Origin of the sequence: Afifella sp. JA880 (assembly GCF_025379905.1) — a bacterium.
GTDB lineage: Bacteria > Pseudomonadota > Alphaproteobacteria > Rhizobiales > Afifellaceae > Afifella > Afifella aestuarii.
The window spans coordinates 1,173,472-1,199,646 of record NZ_JAOANH010000001.1; the positions used below are offsets into that span (position 1 = coordinate 1,173,472).

Genomic DNA, 26,175 nt, shown 5'->3' on the forward strand with positions numbered 1-26,175 from the left:
TCCTGGCAAAAAAAGAGAAATCAGGCGAGCTTCGGCCGAAGCCGTCCCTTCGCGTCCTCGGCATCGGCGGGCTCTCTCTCCTCATCCGCCGCGCCCGTCGCACCCGCGGCATCGCGCACGACCCGCTCCAGAACCGCGAGATACTCCACGAAACGGCGGCGTCCCTCTCCCGTCATGCGGCAGGTGGTGAGCGGGCGCTTGCCCTCGAAGCCCTTGTCGAGACGCACGAGCCCCGCCTCTTCGAGCACCTGCAGATGCCGGCTCAGATTGCCGTCCGTCAGCCCGCAGAGTTTTCGGAGATCGGCGAAGGCAAGGCCTTTCGGATGCGTGGCGAGCGAGGTCAGGACGCCGAGCCGCGCCTTTTCGTGGATCACCCGGTCGAGCCCTTCATAGGAATAGGGCGCAGCAGCCGGGGCGGACGTGCCCTTCGTCTCAACCATCGGCCTCTCCCGGCGAAAAATAAAGGATCGCGGCGATCGCCACCTGTCCGACCGAAAAGGGAATGCCCATCATCCAGGGCGACAAATGCGGGCCTTCGCTCGCAAGCGCGAAGACGACGAAGCCCGAAACGAAATACCATACACCGGCGAGGTGGATGCCGCGTGGCAGCGACCGCGCCGAGGCGAAGACCCCGAGACTGACGAAGACGAGCCACAGGCCCGGCAGCATCCACAGGGCCTGCGGCGCGACGCGCGCGATGGCGAGCGTGAGAAGCGCCCCCGCCGCGCCCGCAGGCAGAAACTGCTGCACGGCATTGTAGAGCATCGCGTCGGCGAGCCCGGCATGATGGCGCCGGGTTCGCACCGCCATCTCCACGCCGATGATGATCGCGGAAATCACGGCCGTGGCGATCCAGCCACCGAAAAAGGCGATGGGATTCGCAAGCGGTGCACCGATCAGAGCCTGCTGCGCCGCCGCCATAAAAAAGGCGAGCACACCGGTCGTCGCGAGCGCACCGGGCCCAAAACCACGAAACGCCGTCGCCGCCGCCATCTGGTTGCGGATCTCATCGATATCGGCAAGGGCCTTTTGAAGGTCGCGCACCAGCGGCTCCGATTAACTCTGCAATGCAAAGTATACGGATTTGCAAAGTCGCGCAAGTTCGACCTGTCCGCCGGCCATTCGGCGCGCCGGACCTATTCGGCGAGTTCGACCAAGGCGCGCTCGATATCGCTGCCGGAGATGACCTCGACCTCCTCGAATTCGCGCAGGCCCACCTCCTGCGTGAACTGGAACTGCAGATCCGTGAGTTTTTGCGTGCACATCTGGTCCTCGGAGGCACGCGCCGTCGTCACACGGATCTTCAGGACGCGGGCGATCCCGGCCGTCTCGCTCTCCCCTTCGCCGACCGCCTCCGCCGTCGCGACCTGGCAGGGCTCCGGCGCCGTGATCAGGCCGCGCACGCGAAGCGTCGCCGGGGACGAATCGGGCGTGTCCTCCAGCGTCGCCTGAACGCTCGTCAGTTCGCCGACTTCATGCGCCCCGCTGAGCGTCGACTGGGCCGCCGCCCATGCCGGAAACATCGCCATGGAAAGGCTCAAAAAGGTCGCGGCTGCGGCAGGCTTCATTCTGATCTCCGAACTTGTTCTCACGCGCGCAAGGTGGCACGCCTCACAGGGTCGTGCCACCTTGCGCCCTGGCACGCCGAACGGGCGAGAGTCTCCAACGTTCCCTCGTCCGCCGCTCTCGCCTCGTCTTTTTCAGCCTCCGGACACGTCCATGCCCCTATCCAATCGCGACATCGTCGAACTGACGGAATGGCGGCGAAAACTCCATCAGCGCCCCGAAATCTCCGGCGAGGAGGAGGAGACCGCGGCGGAAGTCGCCGCCTTCCTTGCACCGACGACACCCGACCGGCTCCTCACCGGGCTCGGCGGGCATGGGCTTGCGGCCTTTTACGAATCCGGCCGGCCCGGCCCCACGCTCATGTTCCGTTCAGAACTCGACGCGCTGCCGATCACCGAAGGGACGGAAGCGCCGCACCGCTCGGAGATTTCCGGCAAGGGCCATCTTTGCGGGCACGACGGGCATATGGCGATCCTTGCCGGCGTCGCCCGCGGCCTTGCCTGCCGGCGCCCCGAAAGCGGCCGCGTCGTTCTCCTCTTCCAGCCGGCGGAAGAGACCGGCGCGGGCGCGGCCGCCATCCTCGCCGATCCGCGCTTTGCCGAGATCGCGCCCGACTTCGCCTTCGCGCTCCACAATTTTCCGGGTCTCCGCCTCGGCCATGTCGCCCTGAAGGACGGCGCCGCCGCCTGCGCCTCGCGGGGCATGAAGATCACCCTCACCGGTCGCACCGCACATGCCTCGCAGCCCGAGACCGGCCTCTCGCCGATGCCGGCCATCGCACGGCTGATGCCGGAGCTGACGGCTCTCGCGGCGGGCGGCGCGCTCGTGGAGGATTTCTCGCTCGTCAGCATCACCCATGCGGCGATGGGCGAGCCGGCTTTCGGCATCGCTCCCGGCGAGGCGGAGATTTTTGCGACCCTGCGCACGCTTCAGGACGCGCGCATGGAGGCGCTCGTCGCCCGCTCCGAGGCGCTGGTGGCGGAGACGGCAGGCGCTTTTGGCCTCTCCTTCGACATCACCTATGAGGACGTCTTCTTCGCCTCAGACAACGATCCCGACGCGGTTGCGCATCTCCGCCGGGCGCTCGACCATGAGCGGATCTTCCATTCTCCCGGCGAGCCGATGCGCGCCTCGGAAGATTTCGGGCGTTTCGGCGCGAGCGCGAAATCCGCCCTCCTCTTCCTCGGCGCCGGCGAGACCCATCCGCCCCTGCACGATCCCGAATACGATTTCCCGGACGATCTCATCGCCATCGGCGCGCGCATCTTTCTGCGCACGGCCTATGACATTCTGGGCTGATGATCGGGCTCGCGCGCGACGATGGCCCCGTTGACAGGCGCACGCAGCGTTTTACCACGGTCACCGCGTAGCCGCCGAGGTTCCATGCTCGATTCGTCCGTGACATCTGCCCGCGCGAAGGCAACGCCGAAAACAGGCGCGCCGAAAGACGAAACCCCATGACCGGCCGCGTCCCAGACATGGCCGACAATGCCGAATTGCAGCGCCTCGCCGGACGGCTGAAGCCGCTGCTCTTCCTGCGCGGTATGGAGGGGGACCGCGTGCGCCTCGCCGTGCTCCTCATCCGCCCGCTCACGCCGGAGCTTCCGAACCTCGTCACGCGCAACGGTGCGGTCGAGCCGGAGCTTCTCCTGTCGCGCTATGGCCTCCTCGCGCTGCGCTACACCTTCGCCTTGCCGACCGGCGCCGAGGTCCAGAAAGCCGCCTGGTACGAGCTCGAAGGCACGCGTTATGTCGTCAACACGGCCTATGACGGCGATCTCGCGCTCGCCTTCGTCTCCTGCAACGGCCAGGAAGAAGGCGACCGGGAACGACCGGAAGAAAGCCGCAACACGCTTTGGGCGCGGCTTGGTGCGGCGCATGCGCGAGAGCCGCTGCATCTTCTTCTGCATGGCGGTGACCAGATCTATGCCGACGAGATCCTCGAAGCGCATCCGCTGACGCGCGAATGGGGCCGCGATCGCGGCGATCCGGGCTCCAATTCCGGCGCGGAAGTGCCGGAGGTCGTCGCCGCCCTGCGCCGGGTTTTGTTGCAGCGTTATCTCGAACTCTACGGCCAGCCGGCCATTGCCGACATTCTCTGCCGCGTCCCCTCGCTCGCCATGTGGGACGACCACGACATCTGCGACGGCTGGGGCTCGCTGCCGGACAAGAAACTCGATTCACCCGTCGGCAACGCCGTCTTCGCGGTGGCACGCGAGCACTTCCTGCTCTTCCAGATGGGCGCCGTCGAAGGGGCCTTGCCCGAAACCTGTCTCGATCCGTCGGGCACCTCGCTCACCTGCCGCGTGCAAATGCCGGGGCTGATGCTCATCGCGCCCGATCTGCGCTCGGAGCGACGGCGCGACCGGGTCATGGGACCGGCGGGCTGGCGCGCCCTCGCAACCGCGCTCGCCGACGCCGAAGATGGCCGCATCCTTCTGTTGTCGAGCGTGCCGGCACTCGGCCCCCGTCTGTCGCTGATCGAGGCGGTGATGCGGATCACGCCGATCGCGGAGAAATACGAGGACGATCTGCGCGATCAGTGGCAAAGCCGCACGCATCGCGAGGAATGGTGCAAGTTCCTGCGCACGCTTCTTGCCGCGCATGAGCGGGAGGATACGCGGCTCACGGTTCTTTCCGGCGAGATCCATCTCGCCACGCGCGGCACGCTCGCCTCCGATACCGGCGACCTCCATCAGCTCGTCGCCTCCGGCATCACCCATCCGCCGCCGCCGAAAGCCTATGCGGCCACCCTCGGCGCGCTTGCGAGCTTCGGCTCCGCCCCCTTGAAGCAGCATCCGATCAAACTTTTGCCGCTCCCCGGCAAGAGCACGATCTACACGGCAGAGCGCAACTATCTGAGGCTCGCCCGCCGACACGGCGCCTGGGAAGCCTGGTGGGAGCTTGAATCCGGGCCGACGGAAAAGCTCGTTATCTGAGGCGGGCAGCGGATCGATCCGCCCCCACGGCCCATGCACTCGCCGGCCATCTCCTATGCCGGGCCGGGTTTTTCCTCGCGGCGCTCCGGAACCCACCTAAATCCGACCTGACGGCCGACCCTTGGCAGCCGGAGGCAGCGCCTCTGCGCCAGGCGCGTCGACAGACAGGAAAGGACGAACATGCCCATCGATCCGCAAGTCGAAAAAGTGCTCCAACGCATGGCGAAGGCCGGCGGACCGCCTCTGCACACAATGAGTGTCGCGGAGATGCGCGCCACCCAGGGCGTGCTGCAGCACACATTCGGCGGCCCGATCATCGATATGGCGGAGGTGAAAGACGTGGCGGCCGACGGGCCGGCCGGGCCGATCAGGCTCAGGCTCTACACGCCGCACGGCGTCGACGACACCGGACCCGCGATCATCTATCTGCATGGCGGCGGCTGGGTGCTCGGCACGCTCGACACGGCCGACACGCTCTGCCGGCGCATGGCCGATACCGCCCGCTGCCGGATCGTGTCCGTCGATTACCGCCTCGCCCCGGAAAACCCGTTTCCGGCCGGCCCTGAGGATGCGATCGCCGCCACGCGCTGGATCGGCGCCCATGCCGGCGAGCTCGGCATCGATGCGAACCGGATTGCCATCGCAGGCGACAGCGCCGGCGGCAGCCTTGCCGCTGTCACCACGCGCGCGCTTCGCGAAGACACGCCGAAGATCGCCTTCCAGGTGCTTCTCTATCCTGCGACCGACAACAGCGAAGCCTCCAATGCGCGCCCCTCGCGCATCACCAATGCCAAGGCGCCGCCGATCACGCTTGAAGACATGATCGCGCTCGTCCGCAACTACCTGCCCGATGCCGAGGCAGGCCTCGATTGGCGCGCCTCGCCGCTTCTTGCCGAAGACCATCACGGCCTGCCGCCGGCCCTCATCGTCACCGGCGGTCACGATCCCCTGCTCGATGACGGCGCGGCCTATGCGCAAAAGCTCCGCGATGCCGGCGTCGAAGTCCTGCACCGGCATTTCCCCGGGCAGGTCCATGGTTTCATGGAGCTCGGCGGCGTCGTCGATGCCGTCGGCGAGGTCATGGAGACGATCGCGCTTCTCGCCAGGCAGCGCTTCTAGGAGAGCTCGCCTGCCTCAGCGCCCGTAGACCAGAATGTGGTTGTTCGCCGGCATCTCGATCTTGTCGAGCGGCTTCAACCCGTTCTCGCCGGCAAGGACGCAGAGCGCCTGCACGTCGCGCAGGCCCCATTCCGGATTCGCCGCCCGCAATTGCGCGTCGAACTCGGCATTGCTTTCGCTCATCGCACCGTCATGGGCGAACGGGCCGTAGATGAAGAGCAGGCCGTCATCGGCGAGATAACGGCCGGCCCCCGCCATCAGATGTCCCGACACGGCAAAAGGTGTCACATGCAGGATGTTGATGGCGAGGATGGCGGCAAGCTTCGCCGGCGGCCGCCCCGTCGCACCGCCCTCTTCGCCGAGCCGCCAGGTCTCGCAGAGATCGAGATCGAGATCGACGACGTCGCGCAGATTGGGCTGCGGGTCGAGCGCCGCCCAGGCGGCAATGCTCGCCCGGTGCATGGGCTCTCTGTCGGAAGGCCAGAAGGTGAGATGCGGAAAGGCTTTGGCGAAACCCACGACATGCTGGCCGGAGCCGGAGCCCACTTCCAGAACATCGCCTGAGCGCCCCTCCAGAAACGGCGTCAGCGCCGTGCGGATCGGCACGTGGTTCTTATGGAACGAGCGCGTGTCGAGGCGTTTGTCGCCCGCGGCCACGGGGCTCGTGCTTTGACGGCCAGGGATGAAATCGGTCATCTCCGGAAAATAGAGAAGGCCGGCGGCCACGGCCATACGGCCCGCCGTCGCGGCAGACTCAGCCCTGAAAGATTCCCGCCCCGATCTCCGGGCGTCCCGCCTTCCTCGAGGCCGCGATCACCGTATTCGCCATCAGCATGGCGATCGTCATCAGCCCGACGCCGCCCGGCACCGGCGTAATGGCGCCGGCGACGTCCGCGGCCTCGTCGAAATCGACATCGCCGACGAGCCGCGTCTTGCCCTCGCCCTTCTCGGGTGCGGGAATCCGGTTGATGCCGACATCGATGACGGTGGCGCCCGGCTTCACCCAATCGCCCTTGATCATCTTTGGCCGCCCGACGGCCGCGACCAGAATATCGGCGGAGCGGCAGACGGAGGGCAGATCGCGCGTCCGCGAGTGGGCGATCGTCACCGTGCAGTTCTCCGCTAGAAGCAAATGCGCCACCGGCTTGCCGACGATGTTGGAGCGCCCGACGACGACGGCATTGAGCCCGCTCAGATCGGGCGTGACCGATTTCGCCATGACGAGACAGCCGGCCGGCGTGCAGGACACGAGCGCTTCATCGGCCGAGCCCGACACGAGACGGCCGACATTGATCGGCGAAAGCCCGTCGACATCCTTGTCCGGATCGATCGCGGCAATCACCGCCTTCTCTGAAATATGCTTCGGCAGGGGAAGCTGCGCCAGGATGCCGTGGATCTTCGGATCGGCGTTGAGCCGCGTGATCAAGGCGAGAAGCTCGGCCTCGCTCGTTGCCTCCGGCAGGCGATGCGTCTCGGAATGAAAACCGCATTCCTCCGCCTTCAGACCCTTGTTGCGGACATAGACCTGGCTTGCCGGATCCTCACCGACGATGACGACCGCAAGTCCCGGCTTCACGCCGGTTTCCGCTTCGAGCTTCTCACGCACCGCCTTCACCTTGTCGATGGTCTGCGGTGCGATCACCTTGCCGTCGATGATGTGAGCTTTGGGGCGCGCTTGGGGCTCGGACATATGCTTCTCCGTCAGGATCGCGCTCAAGGCGCGTGCGGGCCTGATAGCGTGCACGGATCGCAAGCGCAAAGGGGCCTTTCGGCGATGTCCGCAGAGCTTTGCCGAACCTCAAACCACGGCCGACGGACAAAAGTGAGAGACAAAGAAAAAGGCCGCCGCCGTTTTGCCGGCAGCGGCCTGTCTGGTTTTCCGCACCGATCTGAGGATCTCGGCGACGATCCCGACCGGGAGATTTGGCTCAGGCGAACGTCAGATACGACGCCCGCGGATGCCGCCGAAGATGGCCGAGATAAGGAAGAGGACCACGGCGACGAAGAAGATTATCTTGGCAATGCCCACAGCCGTACCGGCAATACCACCAAATCCAAGAACCGCAGCAATCAGCGCGATCACGAGAAAGGTTAATGCCCAACCGAGCATGACAAACTCTCCTGTCTACTGCGCCAACTGGCGCTTTCGGGACAGATAACGCCCAGGAACGTGTTCGGTTCAATTGCACGCTTGAAAAAGTTTGCTGCCTCGCAAGAGGACGAGGTGTCACAGACCGCGTAAAAGCAGCGCCTGAGCCAGAACCAGAGTTTTGGCGTCGTTGATCCCCGCTTCCCGCACGAGGGCGAAAAGCCGATCGAACGAGATCTCCACGACCTCGATCGCCTCGCCTTCCTCGTCCTTGCCGCCACCCGCGTTCTTGCGGTCCGCCGGGCGGTAGGGCGCCAGAAAGAGATGCGCGAGTTCCGTGAGACAGCCGGGAGCCGGATAGACGCTCGCCACATGTTCCGCCTTGCCGAGCGTCACGCCGAGTTCTTCTTCCGCCTCGCGCAGAGCCGCTTGCTCGGGCGTCTCGCCCGGATCGATGATCCCGGCGCAGGCCTCCATGATGAAGCCGCCTTCGGGGCGCTCGGCGAGCGGCGCGCGCCATTGCCGGACGAGGAGGACCGTGCGGCGCTCGGCATCGTAGGGAAGCAGGCTCGCCGCATCGCCATGGTCGACGACTTCGCGCTTATGCGCCTCTGACGAGAGCCCCGTCACCGTCAGTTCGTCCATCAGGTTCCAGCCGTCATAGACGCGACGACGTTCGACGATTTCTGGCAGCGGTTTCTTCATGGCGGTCCGAGGCTCGGCTATGAACGGAAGGAGACTTTTGCCGGGGCATGGACGATTGCAGAGAGGCCGGCAAGGGCGAAAGCCGGAAAAGGCGCAGCAAATTCCGCGAAATCGCAGGCAAACCGCGGCTTCCTGCCTTTTCGTCGGCTCATTTCACCTCTACATCGGCAACGAGATGCAAGGAGCCTATGATGCAACGTGAGGGCGCCGCAGTGGTGCGGCTCGAAGATTACCGACCGACCGATTACGCCATCGACACCGTCGATCTCGATTTCCGCCTCGATCCGACGGCGACCCAGGTCACCGCTTCTTTGGCGCTTCGTCGCCGCGAGTCCTCAGATGCTGAAGCCAAGCAGCCACCTCTCGTTCTCAATGGCGACGGGCTGAAACTGAAGCAGGTTTTCGTCGATGGCCGTACGCTCAGCGCCGACGAATACGAAGCGACGCCCGACCGCTTCACGCTCTCCACACCGCCGCACGAGCCCTTCACGCTCAAGATCGTCACCGAGATCGATCCGGAGAACAACACGGCCCTGATGGGGCTTTATCGCTCGAGCGGCGTCTACACGACGCAATGCGAGGCGGAAGGCTTCCGTCGCATCACCTATTTCTACGACCGGCCCGACGTTCTCGCCGTCTACACCGTGCGCATGGAAGCGCCGCGGGCGGCGACGCCCGTCATGCTCTCCAACGGCAATCTCATCCAAAGCGGCCCGGTGGAAGGCACCGACCGCCATTATGCCGTCTGGCACGACCCGTTTCCGAAGCCCTCCTATCTCTTCGCCCTCGTCGCCGGCGACCTCGGCTCCATCCACGACGAATTCGTCACCGCATCCGGCCGGCGCGTGCGCCTCGGCATCTTTTGCGAGCACGGCAAGGAAGAGCGCTGCCGCTACGCCATGGATGCGTTGAAGCGCTCCATGCGCTGGGACGAGGAAGTCTTCGGACGCGAATACGATCTCGACGTCTTCAACATCGTCGCCGTGTCCGATTTCAACATGGGCGCGATGGAGAACAAGGGTCTCAACGTCTTCAACGACAAATACGTGCTCGTCGATGCGGAGACCGGAACGGACATGGATTACGCCCACGTCGAAGGCGTGATCGCGCACGAGTACTTCCACAACTGGACCGGCGACCGCATCACCTGCCGCGACTGGTTCCAGCTCTGCCTCAAGGAAGGCCTGACCGTCTTCCGCGATCAGGAATTCTCCTCCGACATGCGTTCGCGCCCGGTGAAACGGATCTCCGACGTGATCGGCCTGCGCCAGGCGCAGTTCCCGGAAGATGCCGGCCCGCTCGCCCATCCGGTGCGCCCGACCGCCTACCGCGAGATCAACAACTTCTACACGGCGACCGTCTATGAAAAGGGCGCCGAAATCTGCCGCATGCTGAAGCTCGTCCTCGGCGATGAAGGCTTCCGCGCCGGCATGGACCTTTATTTCGAGCGCCATGATGGCGGCGCCGTCACCATCGAGGATTTCATCGCGTGCTTTGCCGATGCGACCGGCAGAGATCTCACCCAGTTCTCGCTCTGGTACCACCAGGCCGGCACGCCGAAAGTGACGCTCCGCCACGCTTATGATGCGCAGAGCGAAACGCTCTCTCTCAGCCTTGCCCAGGAGCTGCCGCAGACGCCGGACAACAAGCCGAAAGAGCCGCAGCTCATCCCGCTGTCCTTCGGTCTCGTCGGCCCTGATGGTCAGGATCTCTCCTGGGAAGACGTCGATGCCCCGGCCGGCCTCGGCGATGGCGGCAAGGAGGCGCTCGGGCGCGGTCTCATTCTTCTCACCGAGAAGGAAGTGAACCTCACCTTCCGCGGCGTGCGTGCCGAAGCCGTCCCGTCGGTGCTGCGCGGATTTTCGGCGCCCGTGCACCTTGAGGCGGATCTCACCGACGACGACCTCTTCTTCCTGGCGCGCCAGGACACGGACGCCTTCAACCGCTGGGAGGCGCTGCAGAGCCTCGCCCGCCGGGCGATCCTCTCAGGCTATCAGGCGCTGTCGAGCGGCGGTGCCGCCTCGTTCGATCCAAGGCTCGCGGCGGCCTTCGCGGAACTTGCCGAGAACACCGATTTCGACCCGGCCTTCCGGGCGCTCGCCCTCGCCTTGCCGTCGGAAAACGAGATCGCCCAGTTGATCGCCAAGGATGTCGATCCCGACATCGTCTACGAGACGCGGCAGGCGCTTGCCGGCTTCATCGGCGAGAAGTCGGCCGAGCGCATCGTCGAGGCGGCCAAGCGCGAACCTGCAATGCCGGCCTATTCGCCCGATGCCGACAATGCCGGGCGCCGCGCCCTCACCTTCGCCGCCTGGCGCTATCAGATCGCCGCCGGCAAGGCGCGCGGACAGGACGAAGGCGCGCAGGTGCGCAAATCCTTCGAGACGGCGACCAACCTCACCGAGCGTCTCGCGGCGCTCAGGCTTCTCGTGCACGAGGACCTCACCGGCGCCTCGGCCGCGCTCGACGCCTTCTTCGAGCGCTACCGCGACAATCCGCTCGTCCTCGACAAATGGTTCGCCGTGCAGGCGATGCAGCCCGGCCACGAGACGCTGAAAAAGGTCGAGGAGCTCACCCAAAATCCGGCGTTCTCCTGGAAGACGCCGAACCGGGTCTATTCGCTGGTGCGCACCTTCGGGGCCGGCAACCCGACGGCCTTCAACCGTCCCGACGGCGCCGGCTATCATTTCCTCGCCAATGCGATCGCCGATCTCGACAAGAGCAATCCGTCCGTCGCCTCGCGGCTCGCCACCTGCTTCCGCAGCTACGGGCTGCTCGAACCGGGGCGCCGCACGCATGCGGAGGCCGCCTTGCGGGCGCTCGCCGACCGTCCGGACCTCTCCACGGACGTGGCCGATATCGTCATTCGCACGCTGGGGTAGGAGCCGATCTCCCTGCGGGTCTGGACAATCTGATTCGCTCAGATTCAAATGAGGTGATTCGGGGGTGCGGCTGCCCCAAATCACTGGAGGTTCTGCATGGCGCGGGCTCATCAAGCCATCGCGTCCGCGTTCAGGCGTCTACCCAACGTAAGACGCCTCGACCGGCAAGCGCTGGCGGGCCATGCGCGCCTCTTCATCCACCCTGCCTATGCGCGGCTGGTGCGAGCGGAGCCGCTGATCCGCCGCCTCATCCCGTTCCTCATCGTCCTCTTCATCGTGACGCTCGGAATGATGCGGATCGTGGTGTTGAGCGATGCGCGCGGAGACATTGAAAACCGCGCCAAGCTGACGCTCGGCCTCCTCGCAAGTTCGATCGCCACCAATCTCGAAGAGATGCGCGGGCAGATGCCGGCAACGGCGATGTCGGAGACCTATCACGGCATCCTCGCCAACGCTCTACCGCCCGGCGCGGAGGATTCCGGCCGCGTCACCGTGCTCGCCGATCCACTCGGCAAGATCGTTGCCGTCGATCCTTATGCGGTCGAACTCGTCGGCCGCTCGCTCGATGATCTTCTCGGTCCCGGCCAGCCGCTCACCACGCTCGGCGAGCGCGCAGGCGTTTTGTCCATCCGTCTGCCGGACGGCAACGACGTGCTCGCCACCGTCCATCATATCGGCGAGGCGACCGGCTCCGTCGCCGTCTACCAGCCGCTGTCCGCCGTCTTCGCCAACTGGCGCAGCAACGTGTCCCGTGAGGCCACCGTCTTCGTCGGCACCTCGATCATCCTGTCGATCTTGGGCTTTGCCTATCAGGCGCAGACGACGCGGGCGGAAGAGGCCGATTACATCTACAGCGAAACCCAGAACCGCGTGCATATGGCGCTGATGCGCGGCCGTTCGGGGCTGTGGGATTGGGATCTGTCGCGCGGGGCGATCTTCTGGTCGCCCTCGATGTACGACATCGTCGGCCTGCCCGCGATCAACAACCTCCTCTCCGCCGGGGATGTGTCGTCGCGCATCCATCCGGAGGACGGCGATCTCATCGAAATGGCGAACGCCCTCATCCAGGCCGAGGGGGCGCAGATCGACCGCGAATTCCGCATGCGCCACGAATCCGGCCGCTGGATCTGGGTTCGGGTGCGCGGCGAGGTCGTGCGCGATGCCGACGGGCCGCATTGGATCGGCATCGCCGTCGACGTGACGGAATCGAAGCTTGCCGCGGAAGCCTCCCGAACCGCCGATCTTCGGCTGCACGATGCGGTGGAGGCGATCTCGGAAGCTTTCGTCTTGTGGGACGCGTCCAACCGCCTCGTCCTGTGCAATTCCAAATATCAGGAGCTCTATCAGCTCCCGGACAATCTGGTGCGGCCGGGCACCGCCTATGCCGACGTCGTGGCGAGCGGACGGCGGCCGCAATTTGCAAGCCTCCTGCCCGCCGCCGAAAGCCCGCAGCTCGGCGGCCGCTCCGTCGAAGCGCGCATCGAGGACGGGCGCTGGCTCCAGATCAACGAGCGGCGCACCAAGGATGGCGGCTTCGTCTCCGTCGGCACCGACATCACCGCCTTGAAGCAGCATGAAGCCCAGCTACTGGAGAACGAGCGCAAGCTGACGGCCACCGTCGCCGACCTCCGCGGCTCGCGCCAGCAGCTCGAAAAGCAGGCGCAGCAGCTCGTCGAACTCGCCGAGAAATACGCGCTCGAAAAGGAGCACGCCGAAGAGCTCTCCCGCGTCAAATCGGAATTCATGGCCAATGTCAGCCACGAGCTCAGAACGCCGCTCAATGCCATCATCGGCTTTTCGGAGATGATGCAATCGGGCGCCTTCGGCCCGCTCGGGAACGAAAAGTACGAGGAATACTGCGCCGATATCCGCGATTCCGGCGGCTATCTCCTCAGCGTCATCTCCGACATCCTCGACATGACGCGGCTGGAATCGGGCCACATCTCGCTCGATCCGAGCGAGGTCGATCTCGCCGAACTCGCCGAAGAGGTCGTCGCGAGCCTCGGCAAGGAAGCCGCCGAAAACAACATCGACATCCGCCTGGATGTGGAGAAGGACTTCCGCCTCGATGCCGACCGCAAGGCTCTGCGTCAGGCCCTCCTCGCCGTCGTGTCCAACGGCGTCAAATTCACGCCCGCCGACGGCAAGGTGAAGATCAGCGCCCGCAGGCGCGGCGGCGAAGCGCTGATCGCTGTGGAAGACACCGGCATCGGCATTCCGAAAAAAGCGCTCGAGCGGCTCGGCCGGCCCTTCGAGCAGGTGGCCCGCCAGATGACCCGCGACCACAAGGGTTCAGGTCTCGGCCTCGCCATCACCCAGTCGATCGTGCAGCTGCACGGCGGCGATATGCGCATCGATTCCTCTGAAGGCGTCGGCACCCGCGTTACGCTGTCCCTGCCCTTGCACCAGCAGGCGGCGCACGCCGCCTGAGCATCCGGCACGGCGCTCCCCCGCCCGCGACGTTCCGCCCGCCGAACACGGCTTAATCCTGCGGCCGCGATCCTTATATGCAGGTTGCATCATGTGATCCCCGCAGCAGCAAGGCAGGCCGTTGGAATTTCACCATTTGCGCAGCCTCGTCGGCGTTGCCGAGACCGGTTCGATCTCGCGCGCGGCCGAGCACCTCGCCACCAGCCAGCCCGCCGTCAGCGCGCATATCAAGCAGCTTGAGGAAGAGCTGGGTTTTGCCCTCTTCGAGCGTTCCTCGCAGGGCATGCGCCTCACGGCGGCAGGCGCCGAAATGCTGGTGCGGGCGCGCGCTGTCCTCAAAGCCCGTGCCGAATTCGTCGATCACGGACGCTCGCTCGGCGGCACTCTCAAGGGCGTCATCAGCCTCGGCATCTCGCCCTGTGCCTGCGAGCATCGTCTGGCAGGCCTCATCGCCGGCATGGCGCTGGCGCATCCCCTCACCCGGCTCGACATCTGCGAGGCCTCTTCGGCGGAGATCCTGGAGCGCATCCGCTCCGGCGAGCTTCTCGCCGGCTGCGTCTCCACCGAGCCCGATCTCGAAGCCGGGCTTGCCGCGGTGGAGATCGATACGATCGTGGTGCGCGCCGCGATCCCGAGCGCCTGGGAGGAGCGGCTCGCCGGCGCCGACAGCCAGGCGCTCTCCGAAATTCCCTGGCTTCTGCCGCCCCCCGGCACCCAGTGCCGCAGGCTCGCCGAGGCGATCCTTGAGCGGCGCGGCATCCACCCGCAGGCGATCGCCGGCACCGTTCCCGAAAAGACCGCGCGGGAGCTCATCGCCGGCGGCATGGCCGGCGGCTTCCTGCACATCTCCGCCTGCTCCGCCGAAACACCGGGTATCTCCTGGCTGTCTGATATGGAAGGCCGGGCGGCGCAGCGTCTCGTCTATGCGGACAGAAAGCCCCAGAACGCGCTTCTCACCGGCCTTCTCGACGTCGCGCGCAGTGCTTTGCCTCAGTCTTCCGGGAGACCCTCGCAAAAGCTGAGTATGCCCCTCTGATATTACTATTTCTGCGGTCGTGAGCGCTCACCTACATTGAATTTGCCGGACCATCGGGTGGCCTGCGGCGGCGGCTGTACCGACACGACCTCGTCCCCACACCGTCGTTGACATGCTCTCCGAAGGGCCGGCGTCCTTTTATCGGCAAGGGAGCATTTCCATGACCGCAGCTGTAACGAGCGGAGGCGGCGAGCCTACGCGACGCGACTTCATCGTCGTCGCGACCGGCGCCATGACGGTCGCGGCTGTCGGCGGCCTCGCCTGGCCGTTCATCGACCAAATGAACCCCGACAGTTCGGCGCTGGCGCTGGGCTCCATCCAGGTCGACGTGTCCGGCATGGAAGCCGGGCAGTCGATCACCGTGATGTGGCGCGGCAAGCCGGTCTTCATCCGCTACCGCACCCCGGACGAGGTAGCGGCAGCGCGCGACACGCCACTTGCGGACCTCAAGGATCCGGTGGCGCGCAACGAAAATCTCGAAGCCGGCGCCCCGGCGACGATGGAAAACCGCAGCCCGGCGGGCCGCGAAGAATTCCTCGTCATGATCGGCATCTGCACCCATCTCGGCTGCGTGCCGACCGGTGAAGCGGGCGAATTCGGCGGCTGGTTCTGCGCCTGCCACGGCTCCGTCTACGACACGGCCGGGCGCATCCGTCATGGGCCGGCGCCGCGCAACATGGATATTCCGATCAATAATTTCGTCGACGACACGACGATCAAGATCGGCTGACGGCTTTCGGCTTGGGCGGCGCTCACCCCCGGCGCCGCCTTCTTTTTCCGGTCAGGCCTCGCTTTCAGGCGCCGTCACCCTCGTCGGCCGCCTGAGAGCCCTCCCGGCGCAAAATCTCGTCGAAGATCTTGTGCACTTCTGCCTGCGCCTGATCGAGGCGCGCAATCAGCCCGTCGAAATCGCTCATCACCTGGCTCGGTGGCAGATCGCCAGCTTCGGCGACGATCTCCGCCTGCGTGGCGAGCCGCAAGAGCAGACGCTTCGTGCCCTCCGCCGTCGCATCCGGATCGCGTGCCGCATCCTCGCCGATGAGCCGGAGCCCCTGCAGCAAAGCCGCCTGTAAGCGCGAGGCTTTGGCCAGCACCTTCCACGTCCCGTCTTCCCCCGCATTGCCCCGCTCTTCGTCCCCCGCATCGTGCAGGCTTTCGAAGATGCGGTGAGGCGGTGCCGGCTGCGGGGCCGCGCGCCCGGCCAGGATCAAATATTGCGCCAGGAATTCGAGCGCCGTCAGCCCGCCGGGCACCGTCTTCAGCTGCCAGCGCGACGTGCCGCCCTTGGCCGCCTGCACGCGGTCATACATGGAGGCGATGTCGTCCTTGAGCTTTTCGTCCTCACGCCGGGTCGCGAGCACCTCGGAAATCACCGTCTCGACGCGCGTTCCGAGATCGCCTTCGGCAAAAATGCAGCGCGCCCGGCACAGCGCCATATGCTCCCAGGTCCAGGCCTCTTCCCTCTGATAGCGTTCAAAGCCCGAAAACGGCGTCGCCAGCGGCCCGGCGCGTCCCGACGGGCGCAACCGCAGATCCACTTCATAGGCGGCGCCTTCCGCCGTCTGCGCGGAGAGCGCCGTCACGAAGCGCTGCGTCAGGCGCGTGTAATACTGGCTCGGCGCGAGCGGCTTCTCGCCGTCGGATTCCTTCGCGTCGGCGGCGAAATCGTAGACGACGATGAGATCGAGATCTGAGGTCGCCGTCATCTCGCGGCTGCCGAGCCGACCCATGGCGAGAAGCGCCACATCGCCTCCCGGCACCTCGCCATGACGGCGGGCGAATTCCCGCCGCGTCGCCACGAACAGCTCCGTGATCACCGTCTCGGCGAGATCGGCGAAGGCGCTGCCGGCCTCCGGCGCATCCATCGCGCCCGCCAGCACCTTGACGCCGATCAGAAAGCGCATCTCGCGCGCAAAGATCCGCGCCCGGTCGAGCCGATCCTCGTAGCTGCGCGCATCGGCCAGGCTCGTGCGAAGCTGCTCGTCGAGCACCTTGCGTCCGATCGGCTCGGCCAGCAATTCCGGGTCTGTCAGAATGTCGATGACATGCGGCCGCTTGGCGAGCGTTTCAGCCAGCATCGGCGAGGCACCGAGAACCAGCGCCAGAAGCTCGAGCAGGCCCGGATTGGCGGCAAGCAGCGAAAACAGCGGCACCCCCGCCGGCAATTTGCGCACCACCGCATCGAAGGCGCGGAAGGCGGCGTCCGGATCCGGCGTCTCGGCAAGGGCGGCGAGAAGGGCCGGCGTAAACTCCGTCAGCCTTTCGCGCGCCGTCGTCGACCGCGTCGCCTGATAGCGGCCGAAATGCCAGGCGCGCACGGTCTCCGTCACGTTCCCCGGCTGCCGGAAACCGAGGTGAGACAAGGTTTCAAGCGTGCCCGGATCGTCGTCGCCGCCCGTGAAGACGAGATTGCCGAGTTCTGTCGACAGCGGCGCCGCCTCCTCGAACAGCTCCTGATAGCGCGCGGCGACGGCGTTGAGATGTTTCAGAAGCTCCGTCTCGAAATCCTCAAGCTCGGCAAAGCCGCAGAGCCTGGCGATGCGCTGAAGCCCTTCTTTTTCTTGCGGCAGGGTCTGCGTCTGCTCGTCGCGCACCATCTGCAGCCGATGCTCGACGCCGCGCAAAAACACATAGGCGCGGTCGAGCTCGGCGGCTTCCTCGCCAGTGACCCAGCCCTTTTCGGCAAGCTTTGCCAGCACGTCGCGGGTGCGCAGGCCGCGCAGATCGGCATCGCGGCCGCCGGCGATCAATTGCTGCGTCTGGGCGAAAAGCTCGATATCGCGAATGCCGCCCCGCCCGCGCTTCAGATCGTGGCCGGCGACGCGCACCTTGGCGTGGCCGCGATGGATATGCACCTGCCGCTTGATCGAATGGATGTCGGCGATCGCGGCGAAGTCGAGATGCTTGCGCCAGATATAGGGGCCGAGCTCGCGCAGAAAGTCCTCGCCCACCCTCCTGTCGCCGGCGGCCGGCCGGGCCTTGATGAGCGCGGCCCGCTCCCAGTTCTGGCCCATGCTTTCGTAATAGGAGAGCGCCCCGGGGATCGACAGCGCGACGGGCGTCGCCCCCGGATCGGGGCGAAGCCTGAGGTCGACACGGAAGACATAGCCGTCGGCGGTCCGCTCCTGCAGGAGCCAGACGAGCCGGCGCACGATCCTGACCCAGAACACGGAGCGCTCGACGCCCTCCGCCGGCCCCGGCGTCTGCGGGTCGAAGAGCACGATCAGATCGATGTCGGAGGAATAATTGAGCTCGTGCGCGCCCTGCTTGCCCATGGCGAGCACGACAAGGCCACAATCGCGCGGCCCGCCCCCCTGCCATTTGCCCTGCCTTTCCGCCTCGCGCAGGAGAAAGGCGAGCGCGGTGTCGATCGCCTGATCGGCAAAATCGGACAAAGCGCCAACGACGCCTTCAAGCTCCAGCGCACCACCGAGATCGGCAAGGCCCAGCGTCAGCGCGACCTTCTGCTTCGCCTGTCGCAGCGCCGCCATGAGCGCCTTCTCATCCGCAGGCTCCAGATCCGCGAGAGCGGCCGTCGTCTCCTGAAGCAAAGCCTCCGGCGCCGCCCCGATGATCTCGGCGAGCCGGTCGATATCCTTTGCCGCCAGATCGAGGAGATAGGGACAATCGCCGAGGCTCGTCCCCAGGAAGGCTTTCAGCGCGTCATCGGCGAGGAGCGCCTGAAGCGCCGCCCCCTTCTCCTGGCGTCCGGCGGCATGGGCAAGGCGCTCAAGCGCCTTTTCCGCCTCCGGAGACGGCGGCAGCGGCTTGATCCTTTGCCTCAGAGCTTTTTGCGTCATCGGTGAGCGCTCTTTCGTTGGGCAGGGCCAGGACAGCTCTAAGGCCTGGCGCGGCATCTTCCAACCTCAGCTCGCCATGATGCAGTTTCGTCACGGCCGCAACGAGGGCGAGGCCGAGGCCGAAGCCCGGGCGCGTGCGGCTTTCGTCGAGACGCACGAAGCGTTCGATGACGCGCGGGCGGTCGGCCTCCGGAATACCCGGCCCGTTGTCGGCGACGGAAAGCTCCACACCCGCCTTCCCGCGCTTCAGGCCGATCGTCACATGCGCATCCTCCACCACCTCGCCGGCATGTTTGATGGCGTTGTCGACGAGGTTTGCGAGCGCCTGGCTCAGAAGCTCGCGATTGCCGTAGAGCATCACCGGCTCGTCCGGCAGGTCCGCACTCAGCGAAACGCCCGCATCTTCGGCGAGAGGCTCATAAAGCTCCACCACGTCGGCGACGACGGCACTGCCGTCGATTTCGCCGAAGGCAAGCCCCGACGAACCCGCCTCGGTGCGCGCAATCATCAGCAAAGCATCGAAGGTTCTGATCAGCTGGTCGGCGTCTTCGAGCGTCGTCACCAGCGCCTCGCGGCCGCCGTCATCGGGATGCGCCAACGCCGTCTCGACGCGGTTGCGCATACGCGTCAGCGGCGTCTTGAGGTCATGGGCGATATTGTCGGAGACCTGTTTCAGCCCAACCATCAAGGCTTCGATGCGCGCCAGCATGGTGTTGAGGCTGAGCGCCAGGCGGTCGAACTCATCGCCCGTCCCCGTCACTTCCAGACGCCCCGACAGATCGCCGGTCATGATCTGCCGGCTCGTCGCGGAGATGGAATCGATGCGTTTCAGGACGCGTCGCGACACGAACAGCCAGCTCGCGAGCCCGAGCACCACCATCAGCCCGACAGTCAGGATCAGCGCCTGGCGGATGATCGCCACGAAACGCTGCCTTTCACCGATGTCGCGGCCGACGAGAAGCCGGAAACCGCCGGGCAGCGCAAAGACGCGCACCAGCGCCACATGGTCGGCGCTCGTATCCTCTTCCAGCCGGCGATAGGGGATCGGATGGAGATCGGAATCCGGGCGCGTCAGCACTTCCGGGGGCACAGCGGCGACATTGCCGACGATGATGTCACCATCCGGATCGGTGACGAGATAAAGGCTCGCGCCCGGCTGGCGGCTGTGCCGGTCGATGATGCGGGCAACGCGGCTCAAGCCCCCAACCTCGTATTGGCGGGCGAGCTCGAGGGTTTCCTGGTCCACCGCCTCGGCGAGCTGCGTCGTCAACAGCTGCGTCGTGTTCTTGGCGATGTAGAAGATGAGGAAGGCGGCAAAAATCGTGAAGACGGCGAGATAGACGGCGGCGAGCTTGAAGGCCGTCGTTCGCAAGAGGCGCAGCCGGCCGCCGACCTTGCCCGCGGGAGACCGCTCAGCCATCGTCGCGGATGACGTAGCCGGCGCCGCGCACCGTGTGCAGGAGCTGCTTTTCGAAGTTCTTGTCGATCTTGCCGCGCAGGCGCGACATGTGCACGTCGATCACGTTGGTCTGAGGATCGAAGTGATAATCCCAGACATTCTCCAAGAGCATGGTGCGGGTCACGACCGTGCCGGCATTCTTCATCAGATATTCCAGAAGCCGGAATTCGCGCGGCTGCAGCAGGATCGTCTCGCCGCCGCGCGTCACGGTGCGTGCCAGACGGTCGAGCTCGAGATCGGCGACCCGGTAGCGGGTTTCCGCCTCGTTCGGCGTATTGCGCCGCGCCAGCACCTCGATACGCGCCAGAAGCTCTGAAAAGGCGTAGGGCTTGGCCAGATAATCGTCGCCACCGGAGCGCAGCCCCTTCACCCGATCGTCGACCTGGCCGAGCGCCGAGAGGATCAGCACGGGCGTGCGGTTTTCCTCCTCCCGCAGTTCCGAAATCACGGAGAGCCCGTCGCGTTTCGGCAGCATCCGGTCGACCACGAGCACGTCGTAATTCTCGTGCGAGGCCATGGCATAGCCTTCGTCGCCGTCGCTTGCGTGGTCGGCGACATGGCCGGCCTCGCTCAGCGCCTTGACGAGATAGGCGGCCGTTTCCTGATCGTCTTCGATGACGAGAATACGCATGAGAGGGAGCTTCCTTTCCGTCTCCTTGGTGGGGCTGAGACGCGAAACGGCGGATCGCGCTGCGATCCGCCGCTCCGGACGGCCGGCGGTGGGGGCGACTTTAACCGCCGAAAGGCCGTTTCTGAAGTCGGGGCCGGAGAGGAGGCCCCGCTTCTTATCGTCAGCCCTGGTCGTCGGTCGGCAGAGCCACGAAGCGCGAATTGCCGTTGCGCTCGACCTGCATGAGCACCGCCTTGCGGCCCTGCTCTTTCACCGCAGCGATCTGGTTTTCGAGATCGGAGCCGTCGCGCACGGACTTGCCGCCGGCGCGCACGATCACATCACCTTCCTCGAAGCCCTTCTGATCGGCCGCCGAACCGCTGTCGACACCGATGACCATGACGCCGTCGCCGTCCTGGTTCGGCTCGACCGCAAGACCGAGGCCCTCAAGGCTCGTCGGCGCGGCCTGATCGCCGCTGTCCTGGCTGTCGGCAGACGCCGTCTGCTTGCCGAGCTTGCCGAGTTCCACGTCGATCGTGCGTTCGCGACCATCGCGCAGAACCGTCAGCTCGACCTTGGTGTCCGGATCGTAGGCGGCGATCATGCGGGCGAGTTCACGCGGGCCGTCGACCTTGTTGCCGTCGACTTGCGTGATGATGTCGCCGGCCTGGATACCCGCCTGCTTCGCCGGGCCGCCATCCTGCGGGTCGGCCACGAGCGCGCCCTCGGTGGAGGAGATGCCGAGGCCTTCGGCGATATCTTCCGTCACCGGCTGAATCTGCACGCCGAGCCAGCCGCGGGTCACCGCGCCGTCCTTGCGCAGCTCGGAGACGACGTCGGTCACGACATTCGCCGGAATCGCGAAGGCGATGCCGACATTGCCGCCGGAGGGCGAGAAGATGGCCGTGTTCACGCCGACGACCTCACCCTTCATGTTGAAGGTCGGGCCACCGGAATTGCCGCGGTTCACCGGCGCGTCGATCTGGATGAAATCGTCATAGGGGCCGGCGCCGATGTCACGTCCGTCTGCGGACACGATGCCCGCCGTCACGGTGCCGCCAAGCCCGAACGGGTTGCCGACCGCCACGACCCACTGGCCGATCTTCGGCGCGTCCTTGGAAAGGTTCACATAGGTGTAATTGTCGCCGTCGACCTTGAGGAGGGCGAGGTCGGTGCGCTCATCGACGCCCACGACCTTGGCCGGCAGCTCCTTGCCGTCTTCCATGACGACGGTCACTTCGGAGCCGTCCTCGACGACATGGTCGTTGGTGACGATGTAGCCGTCCTGCGAAATGAAGAAGCCGGAACCCTGGCTCATGCCAAAGCGCGGATGATTGCGATGGTGGGGGCTGCGTCCGCGGTCGTTGTCGTCAAAGTCGAAGCCGCGCGGGCCGAAGCGCTTGAAGAATTCGTTCAAGGGATTGTCGTCGGGCAGATCCGGCATGGAAAAGTGGCGACCATCGCCTTGGAACGTCACGGGATTGACTTCGGATTTCACACGCACGCTCACGACGGCGGGCTTCACCTTCTCCACGAGACCGGTGAAATCGGCCGGACCTTGGTTTTGAACCTGCACCTGCTCGGCGCGGACCGGCTGCGTGTCGGACAGGATGGCGCCGGAGGCAGCCACACCCGCTACGCCAAGCGTCACAGCGCTGGCGAGAAGCGCATTCCGGAACTTTCCAAGTGTCGAAACGCGGTTCTTGTTGTTCGTCATATTGCTCGTTCTCCAGGGCGTTAACTCGGTGTCCGCTCCGCGGGGGGGCGCGCGGAGCGGACTGGAGGCCGCAGCAGGGGACAGGGGCAATGAGGTCCTGCTGCACGCTCACAGATAGGTGAGCCCGGCTTACCGCGCAGTGACCTTGGAATTAAAACTTCGTAATCCGGAGAAGATCCGCCAGGATCGCATCTGCCGCCGCAGCCTGCGCGCCCGCATTATCCGGGCCGCGTTGCCCTTCAGCCGACGCGCCGCGCCTCACCAAAAGTCCAGCCGCGGTTGAGCGCAAAGACCACGATCGGCACGACCCCGACCATGAACGGCAGCACCCAGAGATAGGACAGCGCCATCGCCTCGACGATGATGAAGATCGCCAGACTGTTGAGCGCAAAGCCGATCAGGCTGACGACGGCGAATTTGACAAAACTCGCCCAGCTCCGTCGGGTCGCGCCGAAGGTCCAGCGGTAATTGCCGAGGTATGAGACGACCACGGCACAGGCGAAGGCGAGCGTATTGGCGAGCATCGGCTCGGCACCGAACACCTCGATGAAGAGGACGAAGAGGACGCTGTGAAAGGCCGTTGCCAGGCCGCCTACGATGCCGAACTTCAGATACTGCACGGCCGTCAGCGGCAGACGCGCGACGAGCGCATCGAGGCGCGGTTGCAGCCGCTTCACGCGCCCCTCCCCGCCGTCACTTCACCGGCCCTTCGAAGCGAGGATCGATCCAGGCGGCTCTTTTGCCGTCGGCGTTCGGCTGAAAGATCACCGTCACCGGCCCCGTTCCCGCGGGCATGGGGATCGTGTCGGCCGCCGCGCCCGCGCTCAGGCGCATGCGCGTCACCTTCTCGCCGCGCATGAGTTCCACGTCCGCCTCACGGGCGCAGTCTGCACATTCCAGGAGCGCGGTCGTGAAGACCCAGTCGTCGGCGACCGCCAGGCGATGAGAAATCCGCCCCTTGGCCTCCAGAACCAATCTCGCTTCATTGTCACCACCGCCGGCCCCGGCACGGTTCCCGGCGCCATCGATCGCCCGAAATCCGACCCGGCCACCGTTCTCTCCGGCGAGCTGACGATAGCGGTCCATCAGACGCATCGTTGGGCGCATCTCATCGCGCGGCAGCCGCAGCTCCAGAAGCCTGCCCTCTCGGTTGACATGCGCGGTGCGGTAATTGGAGGCGATATAATCGGCGAGCGGATAAAGCACGGGCCTCGCCCGCAGCATCTGGCCGACATCCTGCACGATCACATCGGCGGGCGCGATCTCGAGATCGCTGATCAGGCCGGCGACTTCCGCTTCCGTCGTCTGCGGCTCGAGATAGGTGAGCCGCGTCGCGTGCTCGGGCGCGAAGGCATAATAGATCGGCCGGATCGGGTAGCTGAAAATGCGCTGAGGGCGATGCTCCTCGAAGAAGGCCTCGACCCCCTTCAGCTCCTGGTCCTGGTCCGGACCAAATTGAACGCCGCCGATGAGGGGACGCGACGGCACGGAGTAAAAGAGCGCGTCGGTACCGAAGCGAAACGCCGCCGTCGAATTCGGATAGAAGACCGCAACCATCGCGCCCAATCCGAGCACCCCGGCGACGAGGTTCGTCAGGCCCGAGGATGCGCCTCCCGGTTCATTCGCGGGCGAACCTTGCATCCGCGCGCCGAGACACAAAAGCGGCGGCGCCAGAAGCAGCACCAGGGAGGAGGTCGAGATCGCGGCAGCGAAGAGAATGAGGATCGCAAGCGCGACGAGGAGAGCCTCGATCAGGCGCCGCGGCGCGCGCCGATCGATCGCGCGAGCCACCTCCCCCCGCCTCGCCCAGATCATGGCGATGGCGATCGGCGTCAGAACGACGAGTTCGGAGATCGAAAAGACGAGATGGAGATAATCGGAACGCCCGAGGGCGGAGACCAACCGCAGGATCGCGTAGCTCGAGAACGCGATTGCGGCGGGCTCGGCGAAGACGCCGCTTAAAACGAACAGAGCTCCGATCAGCGCGATCTCGAGGAAGAAGACGTAATAGACGAAATTCTCGATCGCGAAGGGCGGGAACGGCAGGTCCATCCCGGCGGGCTGGATGAAGAGCGCGTAGATCGACGTGTAATAGAGATATTCGCCGACCGGCATGCCCTGCAGCACCAGCGCTCCAATGCCTCCCGCCACGACGACAAAACTGCTGCCGGCGATCCACACAAGGCGCCGTACCCGTTCTCCAAAGGGCTCCTTGCGCGCGGCGAGCTCGACCCAGAAAATCACCCAGGCGAGAAGAATGAAGACTTCCTGGCCGACCCAATAGCTGAGGCCGAGAAGGACGCCGGCGGCGAGGCTCCAAGCCCGATCCGCGCGCGGCCTGTCCCCACCCATCGTCATGAGATAGGCGGCAAGCGCCAGTGCCGGCATGGCCGTGCGCAGTTGAAAGATCGGCGTCAGGAAGAGGAAGGTTGCGGCGACGAAAACAGCGATCGCGAAGGAGGCGCGCCCGAGAAGGGCGCGCGTCGCGGCCAGAGCCAAAGCGAAACTCGCCGCGATCTGAAACAGATAGGGTCCCAGCAGGATCGCAAACGAGGTCGCACGAAACGTCTCGCCGAAAAGCCGCTGCCCCAGCGCCAGATAATAGTAAGTGCCCGGCGTGCGAAAATGGATGAAGTCGCGAATGTAGATTTCGCCGTGGTTGATCCAGCGTGCGAAATTGTGAAACAGCGCCTGATCGCCGAACTGGAACGAGTAAAGCGACTTGGCCCAGGCAAAGGCGACGCCCACCGACAGAATGCAGAGCAGAAGAAAAAGCGCCGCCGGGACGCGAATCCGAGACGTCACGCCCCGACCTCGCCCTGCCGCGTCGCCTCTTCGGGCGCCTCGTCGAACTCAGCATCCGGCTCGTAGATCTTGCGGACGATGTAGAGCGGGCGCTGCTTCGCCTCGATGAAGATGCGGGAGAGATATTCGCCGATCGCGCCGAGGCTCAGCATGGTGAGGCCGTTGAAGAACATGATGGCGACGATCAGGGACGGATAGCCCGGCACGTCACGGCCGAAGAGCATCGTGCGCACGACGACGATGATGGCATAGACGATCGCAAGTCCCGCGATCGCTCCGCCCAGATAGCTCCAGATGCGCAATGGCACCGAGCTGAAGGAGGTGATGCCGTCGAGGGCAAAATTCCACAGCCGCCAGTATTTCCACTTGGTCTCACCGGCAAAGCGCGCCTCGCGGGAATACTCGATGCTGGTCTGCCGGAAACCGACCCAGGCGAACAGCCCCTTGTTGAAGCGGCTTCGCTCCGGTAGCGCGCAGATGGCATCGACCACTTTGCGGTCCATGAGCCGGAAATCGCCGACATTCGGCGGGATCTCGATTTCCGAGAGCTTGTTCGCCGACCAGTAGAACAGGCCCGCCGTCCACCTCTTCATCGGCGTATCGGTCTGGCGCTCGGAGCGCACGGCGTTGACGACCTCGTAGCCCTCTCGCCACTTCTCCAGCATGCGGCCGATGAGCTCCGGCGGGTCCTGCAGATCGGCATCGATCGGAATCACGCAATCGCCCCGCGAGGCGTCGAGGCCGGCGGTCAGCGCCGCCTCCTTGCCGAAATTGCGCGAGAGGTCGATCACCCGCAGATAGGGCGCGTGTTTCTGCCGCTCGATCAGGGCCGCCAGCGTCCGGTCGCGGCTGCCGTCGTCGACGCAGACGATTTCGTAGGAGATGCCAAGCTCGCCCAACACGGATTCAAGACGTCGAAAGAGTCCGTCCAGGCACTCTTCCTCGTTGTGCATCGGGATGACGAGACTGAGGCAGGGCTTGGTCATGGAGGCCCATTGCAGATGGCGAAACACGGGAA

At 65.5% G+C, this 26,175-nt stretch carries 21 protein-coding genes; 7 read left to right on the forward strand and 14 right to left on the reverse strand.

The window, feature by feature from the left end; translation table 11 throughout:
- Positions 1 to 20: 20 nt before the first annotated feature.
- The 3 genes from NYQ83_RS05525 to NYQ83_RS05535 all read right to left on the reverse strand — a co-directional run bounded on the left by NYQ83_RS05525 (position 21) and on the right by NYQ83_RS05535 (position 1,568).
- Positions 21 to 440 (reverse strand): winged helix-turn-helix domain-containing protein, encoded by a 420-nt coding sequence (locus tag NYQ83_RS05525; RefSeq protein ID WP_261213130.1) that lies wholly within the window; start codon positions 438 to 440, stop codon positions 21 to 23.
- The gene (locus NYQ83_RS05530; RefSeq protein WP_261213132.1) at positions 433 to 1,044 is read right to left on the reverse strand and encodes a hypothetical protein; all 612 of its coding nucleotides are present in this window, start codon (positions 1,042 to 1,044) and stop codon (positions 433 to 435) included. Before NYQ83_RS05530 ends, NYQ83_RS05525 begins: the two co-directional genes overlap by 8 nt.
- Before the next feature lie 92 nt (positions 1,045 to 1,136).
- Positions 1,137 to 1,568 (reverse strand): hypothetical protein, encoded by a 432-nt coding sequence (locus NYQ83_RS05535; protein ID WP_261213134.1) that lies wholly within the window; start codon positions 1,566 to 1,568, stop codon positions 1,137 to 1,139.
- 151 nt (positions 1,569 to 1,719) lie between these two features.
- On the opposite strand from NYQ83_RS05535, the gene NYQ83_RS05540 reads away from it, so the two are divergent.
- The 3 genes from NYQ83_RS05540 to NYQ83_RS05550 all read left to right on the forward strand — a co-directional run bounded on the left by NYQ83_RS05540 (position 1,720) and on the right by NYQ83_RS05550 (position 5,624).
- Positions 1,720 to 2,865 (forward strand): amidohydrolase, encoded by a 1,146-nt coding sequence (locus NYQ83_RS05540; protein ID WP_261213135.1) that lies wholly within the window; start codon positions 1,720 to 1,722, stop codon positions 2,863 to 2,865.
- Between the two features lie 158 nt (positions 2,866 to 3,023).
- A complete protein-coding gene (locus NYQ83_RS05545; RefSeq protein ID WP_261213137.1) occupies positions 3,024 to 4,505 on the forward strand; it encodes an alkaline phosphatase D family protein in 1,482 nt (493 codons plus the stop codon).
- A gap of 180 nt (positions 4,506 to 4,685) precedes the next feature.
- Entirely contained in the window at positions 4,686 to 5,624 is a 939-nt protein-coding gene (locus NYQ83_RS05550) for an alpha/beta hydrolase (RefSeq protein ID WP_261213138.1), read from the forward strand.
- Positions 5,625 to 5,639: 15 nt separating this feature from the next.
- Here NYQ83_RS05550 and NYQ83_RS05555 read toward each other — a convergent pair whose 3' ends face one another.
- The 4 genes from NYQ83_RS05555 to NYQ83_RS05570 all read right to left on the reverse strand — a co-directional run bounded on the left by NYQ83_RS05555 (position 5,640) and on the right by NYQ83_RS05570 (position 8,418).
- Entirely contained in the window at positions 5,640 to 6,356 is a 717-nt protein-coding gene (locus NYQ83_RS05555) for a class I SAM-dependent methyltransferase (RefSeq protein ID WP_261213140.1), read from the reverse strand.
- A gap of 22 nt (positions 6,357 to 6,378) precedes the next feature.
- Positions 6,379 to 7,314 (reverse strand): bifunctional methylenetetrahydrofolate dehydrogenase/methenyltetrahydrofolate cyclohydrolase FolD, encoded by a 936-nt coding sequence (gene folD / locus NYQ83_RS05560; protein ID WP_261213142.1) that lies wholly within the window; start codon positions 7,312 to 7,314, stop codon positions 6,379 to 6,381.
- Between the two features lie 249 nt (positions 7,315 to 7,563).
- The gene (locus NYQ83_RS05565) at positions 7,564 to 7,734 is read right to left on the reverse strand and encodes a DUF1328 domain-containing protein (RefSeq protein ID WP_092809512.1); all 171 of its coding nucleotides are present in this window, start codon (positions 7,732 to 7,734) and stop codon (positions 7,564 to 7,566) included.
- A gap of 117 nt (positions 7,735 to 7,851) precedes the next feature.
- Entirely contained in the window at positions 7,852 to 8,418 is a 567-nt protein-coding gene (locus NYQ83_RS05570) for an NUDIX domain-containing protein (protein ID WP_261213143.1), read from the reverse strand.
- A 191-nt stretch (positions 8,419 to 8,609) separates the two neighbouring features.
- On the opposite strand from NYQ83_RS05570, the gene pepN reads away from it, so the two are divergent.
- From pepN to petA, 4 genes are all read left to right on the forward strand, one after another.
- Positions 8,610 to 11,300, forward strand: a complete 2,691-nt coding sequence (pepN, locus tag NYQ83_RS05575) for an aminopeptidase N (protein WP_261213145.1) — start codon at positions 8,610 to 8,612, stop codon at positions 11,298 to 11,300.
- A 96-nt stretch (positions 11,301 to 11,396) separates the two neighbouring features.
- Entirely contained in the window at positions 11,397 to 13,730 is a 2,334-nt protein-coding gene (locus NYQ83_RS05580; protein ID WP_261213146.1) for an ATP-binding protein, read from the forward strand.
- A 121-nt stretch (positions 13,731 to 13,851) separates the two neighbouring features.
- Entirely contained in the window at positions 13,852 to 14,766 is a 915-nt protein-coding gene (locus tag NYQ83_RS05585; protein ID WP_261213148.1) for a LysR family transcriptional regulator, read from the forward strand.
- Between the two features lie 160 nt (positions 14,767 to 14,926).
- A complete protein-coding gene (gene petA, locus NYQ83_RS05590; protein ID WP_261213149.1) occupies positions 14,927 to 15,496 on the forward strand; it encodes a ubiquinol-cytochrome c reductase iron-sulfur subunit in 570 nt (189 codons plus the stop codon).
- A gap of 64 nt (positions 15,497 to 15,560) precedes the next feature.
- Here petA and NYQ83_RS05595 read toward each other — a convergent pair whose 3' ends face one another.
- The 7 genes from NYQ83_RS05595 to NYQ83_RS05625 form a co-directional block, all read right to left on the reverse strand.
- Complete coding sequence (locus tag NYQ83_RS05595) at positions 15,561 to 18,566, reverse strand: bifunctional [glutamine synthetase] adenylyltransferase/[glutamine synthetase]-adenylyl-L-tyrosine phosphorylase (protein WP_261213151.1); 3,006 nt, start codon at positions 18,564 to 18,566, stop codon at positions 15,561 to 15,563.
- Positions 18,496 to 19,986 carry a HAMP domain-containing histidine kinase gene (locus tag NYQ83_RS05600; protein WP_261213153.1) on the reverse strand — a complete coding sequence of 497 codons (1,491 nt, stop codon included), beginning with the start codon at positions 19,984 to 19,986 and terminating at the stop codon, positions 18,496 to 18,498. The genes NYQ83_RS05595 and NYQ83_RS05600 overlap by 71 nt, the downstream gene beginning before the upstream one ends.
- The gene (locus NYQ83_RS05605) at positions 19,979 to 20,656 is read right to left on the reverse strand and encodes a response regulator transcription factor (protein ID WP_092809500.1); all 678 of its coding nucleotides are present in this window, start codon (positions 20,654 to 20,656) and stop codon (positions 19,979 to 19,981) included. Before NYQ83_RS05605 ends, NYQ83_RS05600 begins: the two co-directional genes overlap by 8 nt.
- A gap of 160 nt (positions 20,657 to 20,816) precedes the next feature.
- Complete coding sequence (locus tag NYQ83_RS05610; protein ID WP_261213157.1) at positions 20,817 to 22,352, reverse strand: Do family serine endopeptidase; 1,536 nt, start codon at positions 22,350 to 22,352, stop codon at positions 20,817 to 20,819.
- 239 nt (positions 22,353 to 22,591) lie between these two features.
- On the reverse strand, positions 22,592 to 23,029 hold the full coding sequence (locus NYQ83_RS05615; RefSeq protein ID WP_261213159.1) for a GtrA family protein: 438 nt from the start codon (positions 23,027 to 23,029) through the stop codon (positions 22,592 to 22,594).
- A 16-nt stretch (positions 23,030 to 23,045) separates the two neighbouring features.
- Positions 23,046 to 25,157, reverse strand: a complete 2,112-nt coding sequence (locus NYQ83_RS05620) for a hypothetical protein (RefSeq protein ID WP_261213161.1) — start codon at positions 25,155 to 25,157, stop codon at positions 23,046 to 23,048.
- Positions 25,154 to 26,143: a glycosyltransferase family 2 protein gene (locus NYQ83_RS05625; protein WP_261213162.1), complete on the reverse strand. Its 990-nt coding sequence runs from the start codon at positions 26,141 to 26,143 to the stop codon at positions 25,154 to 25,156. Before NYQ83_RS05625 ends, NYQ83_RS05620 begins: the two co-directional genes overlap by 4 nt.
- Between the last annotated feature and the right edge of the window lie 32 nt (positions 26,144 to 26,175).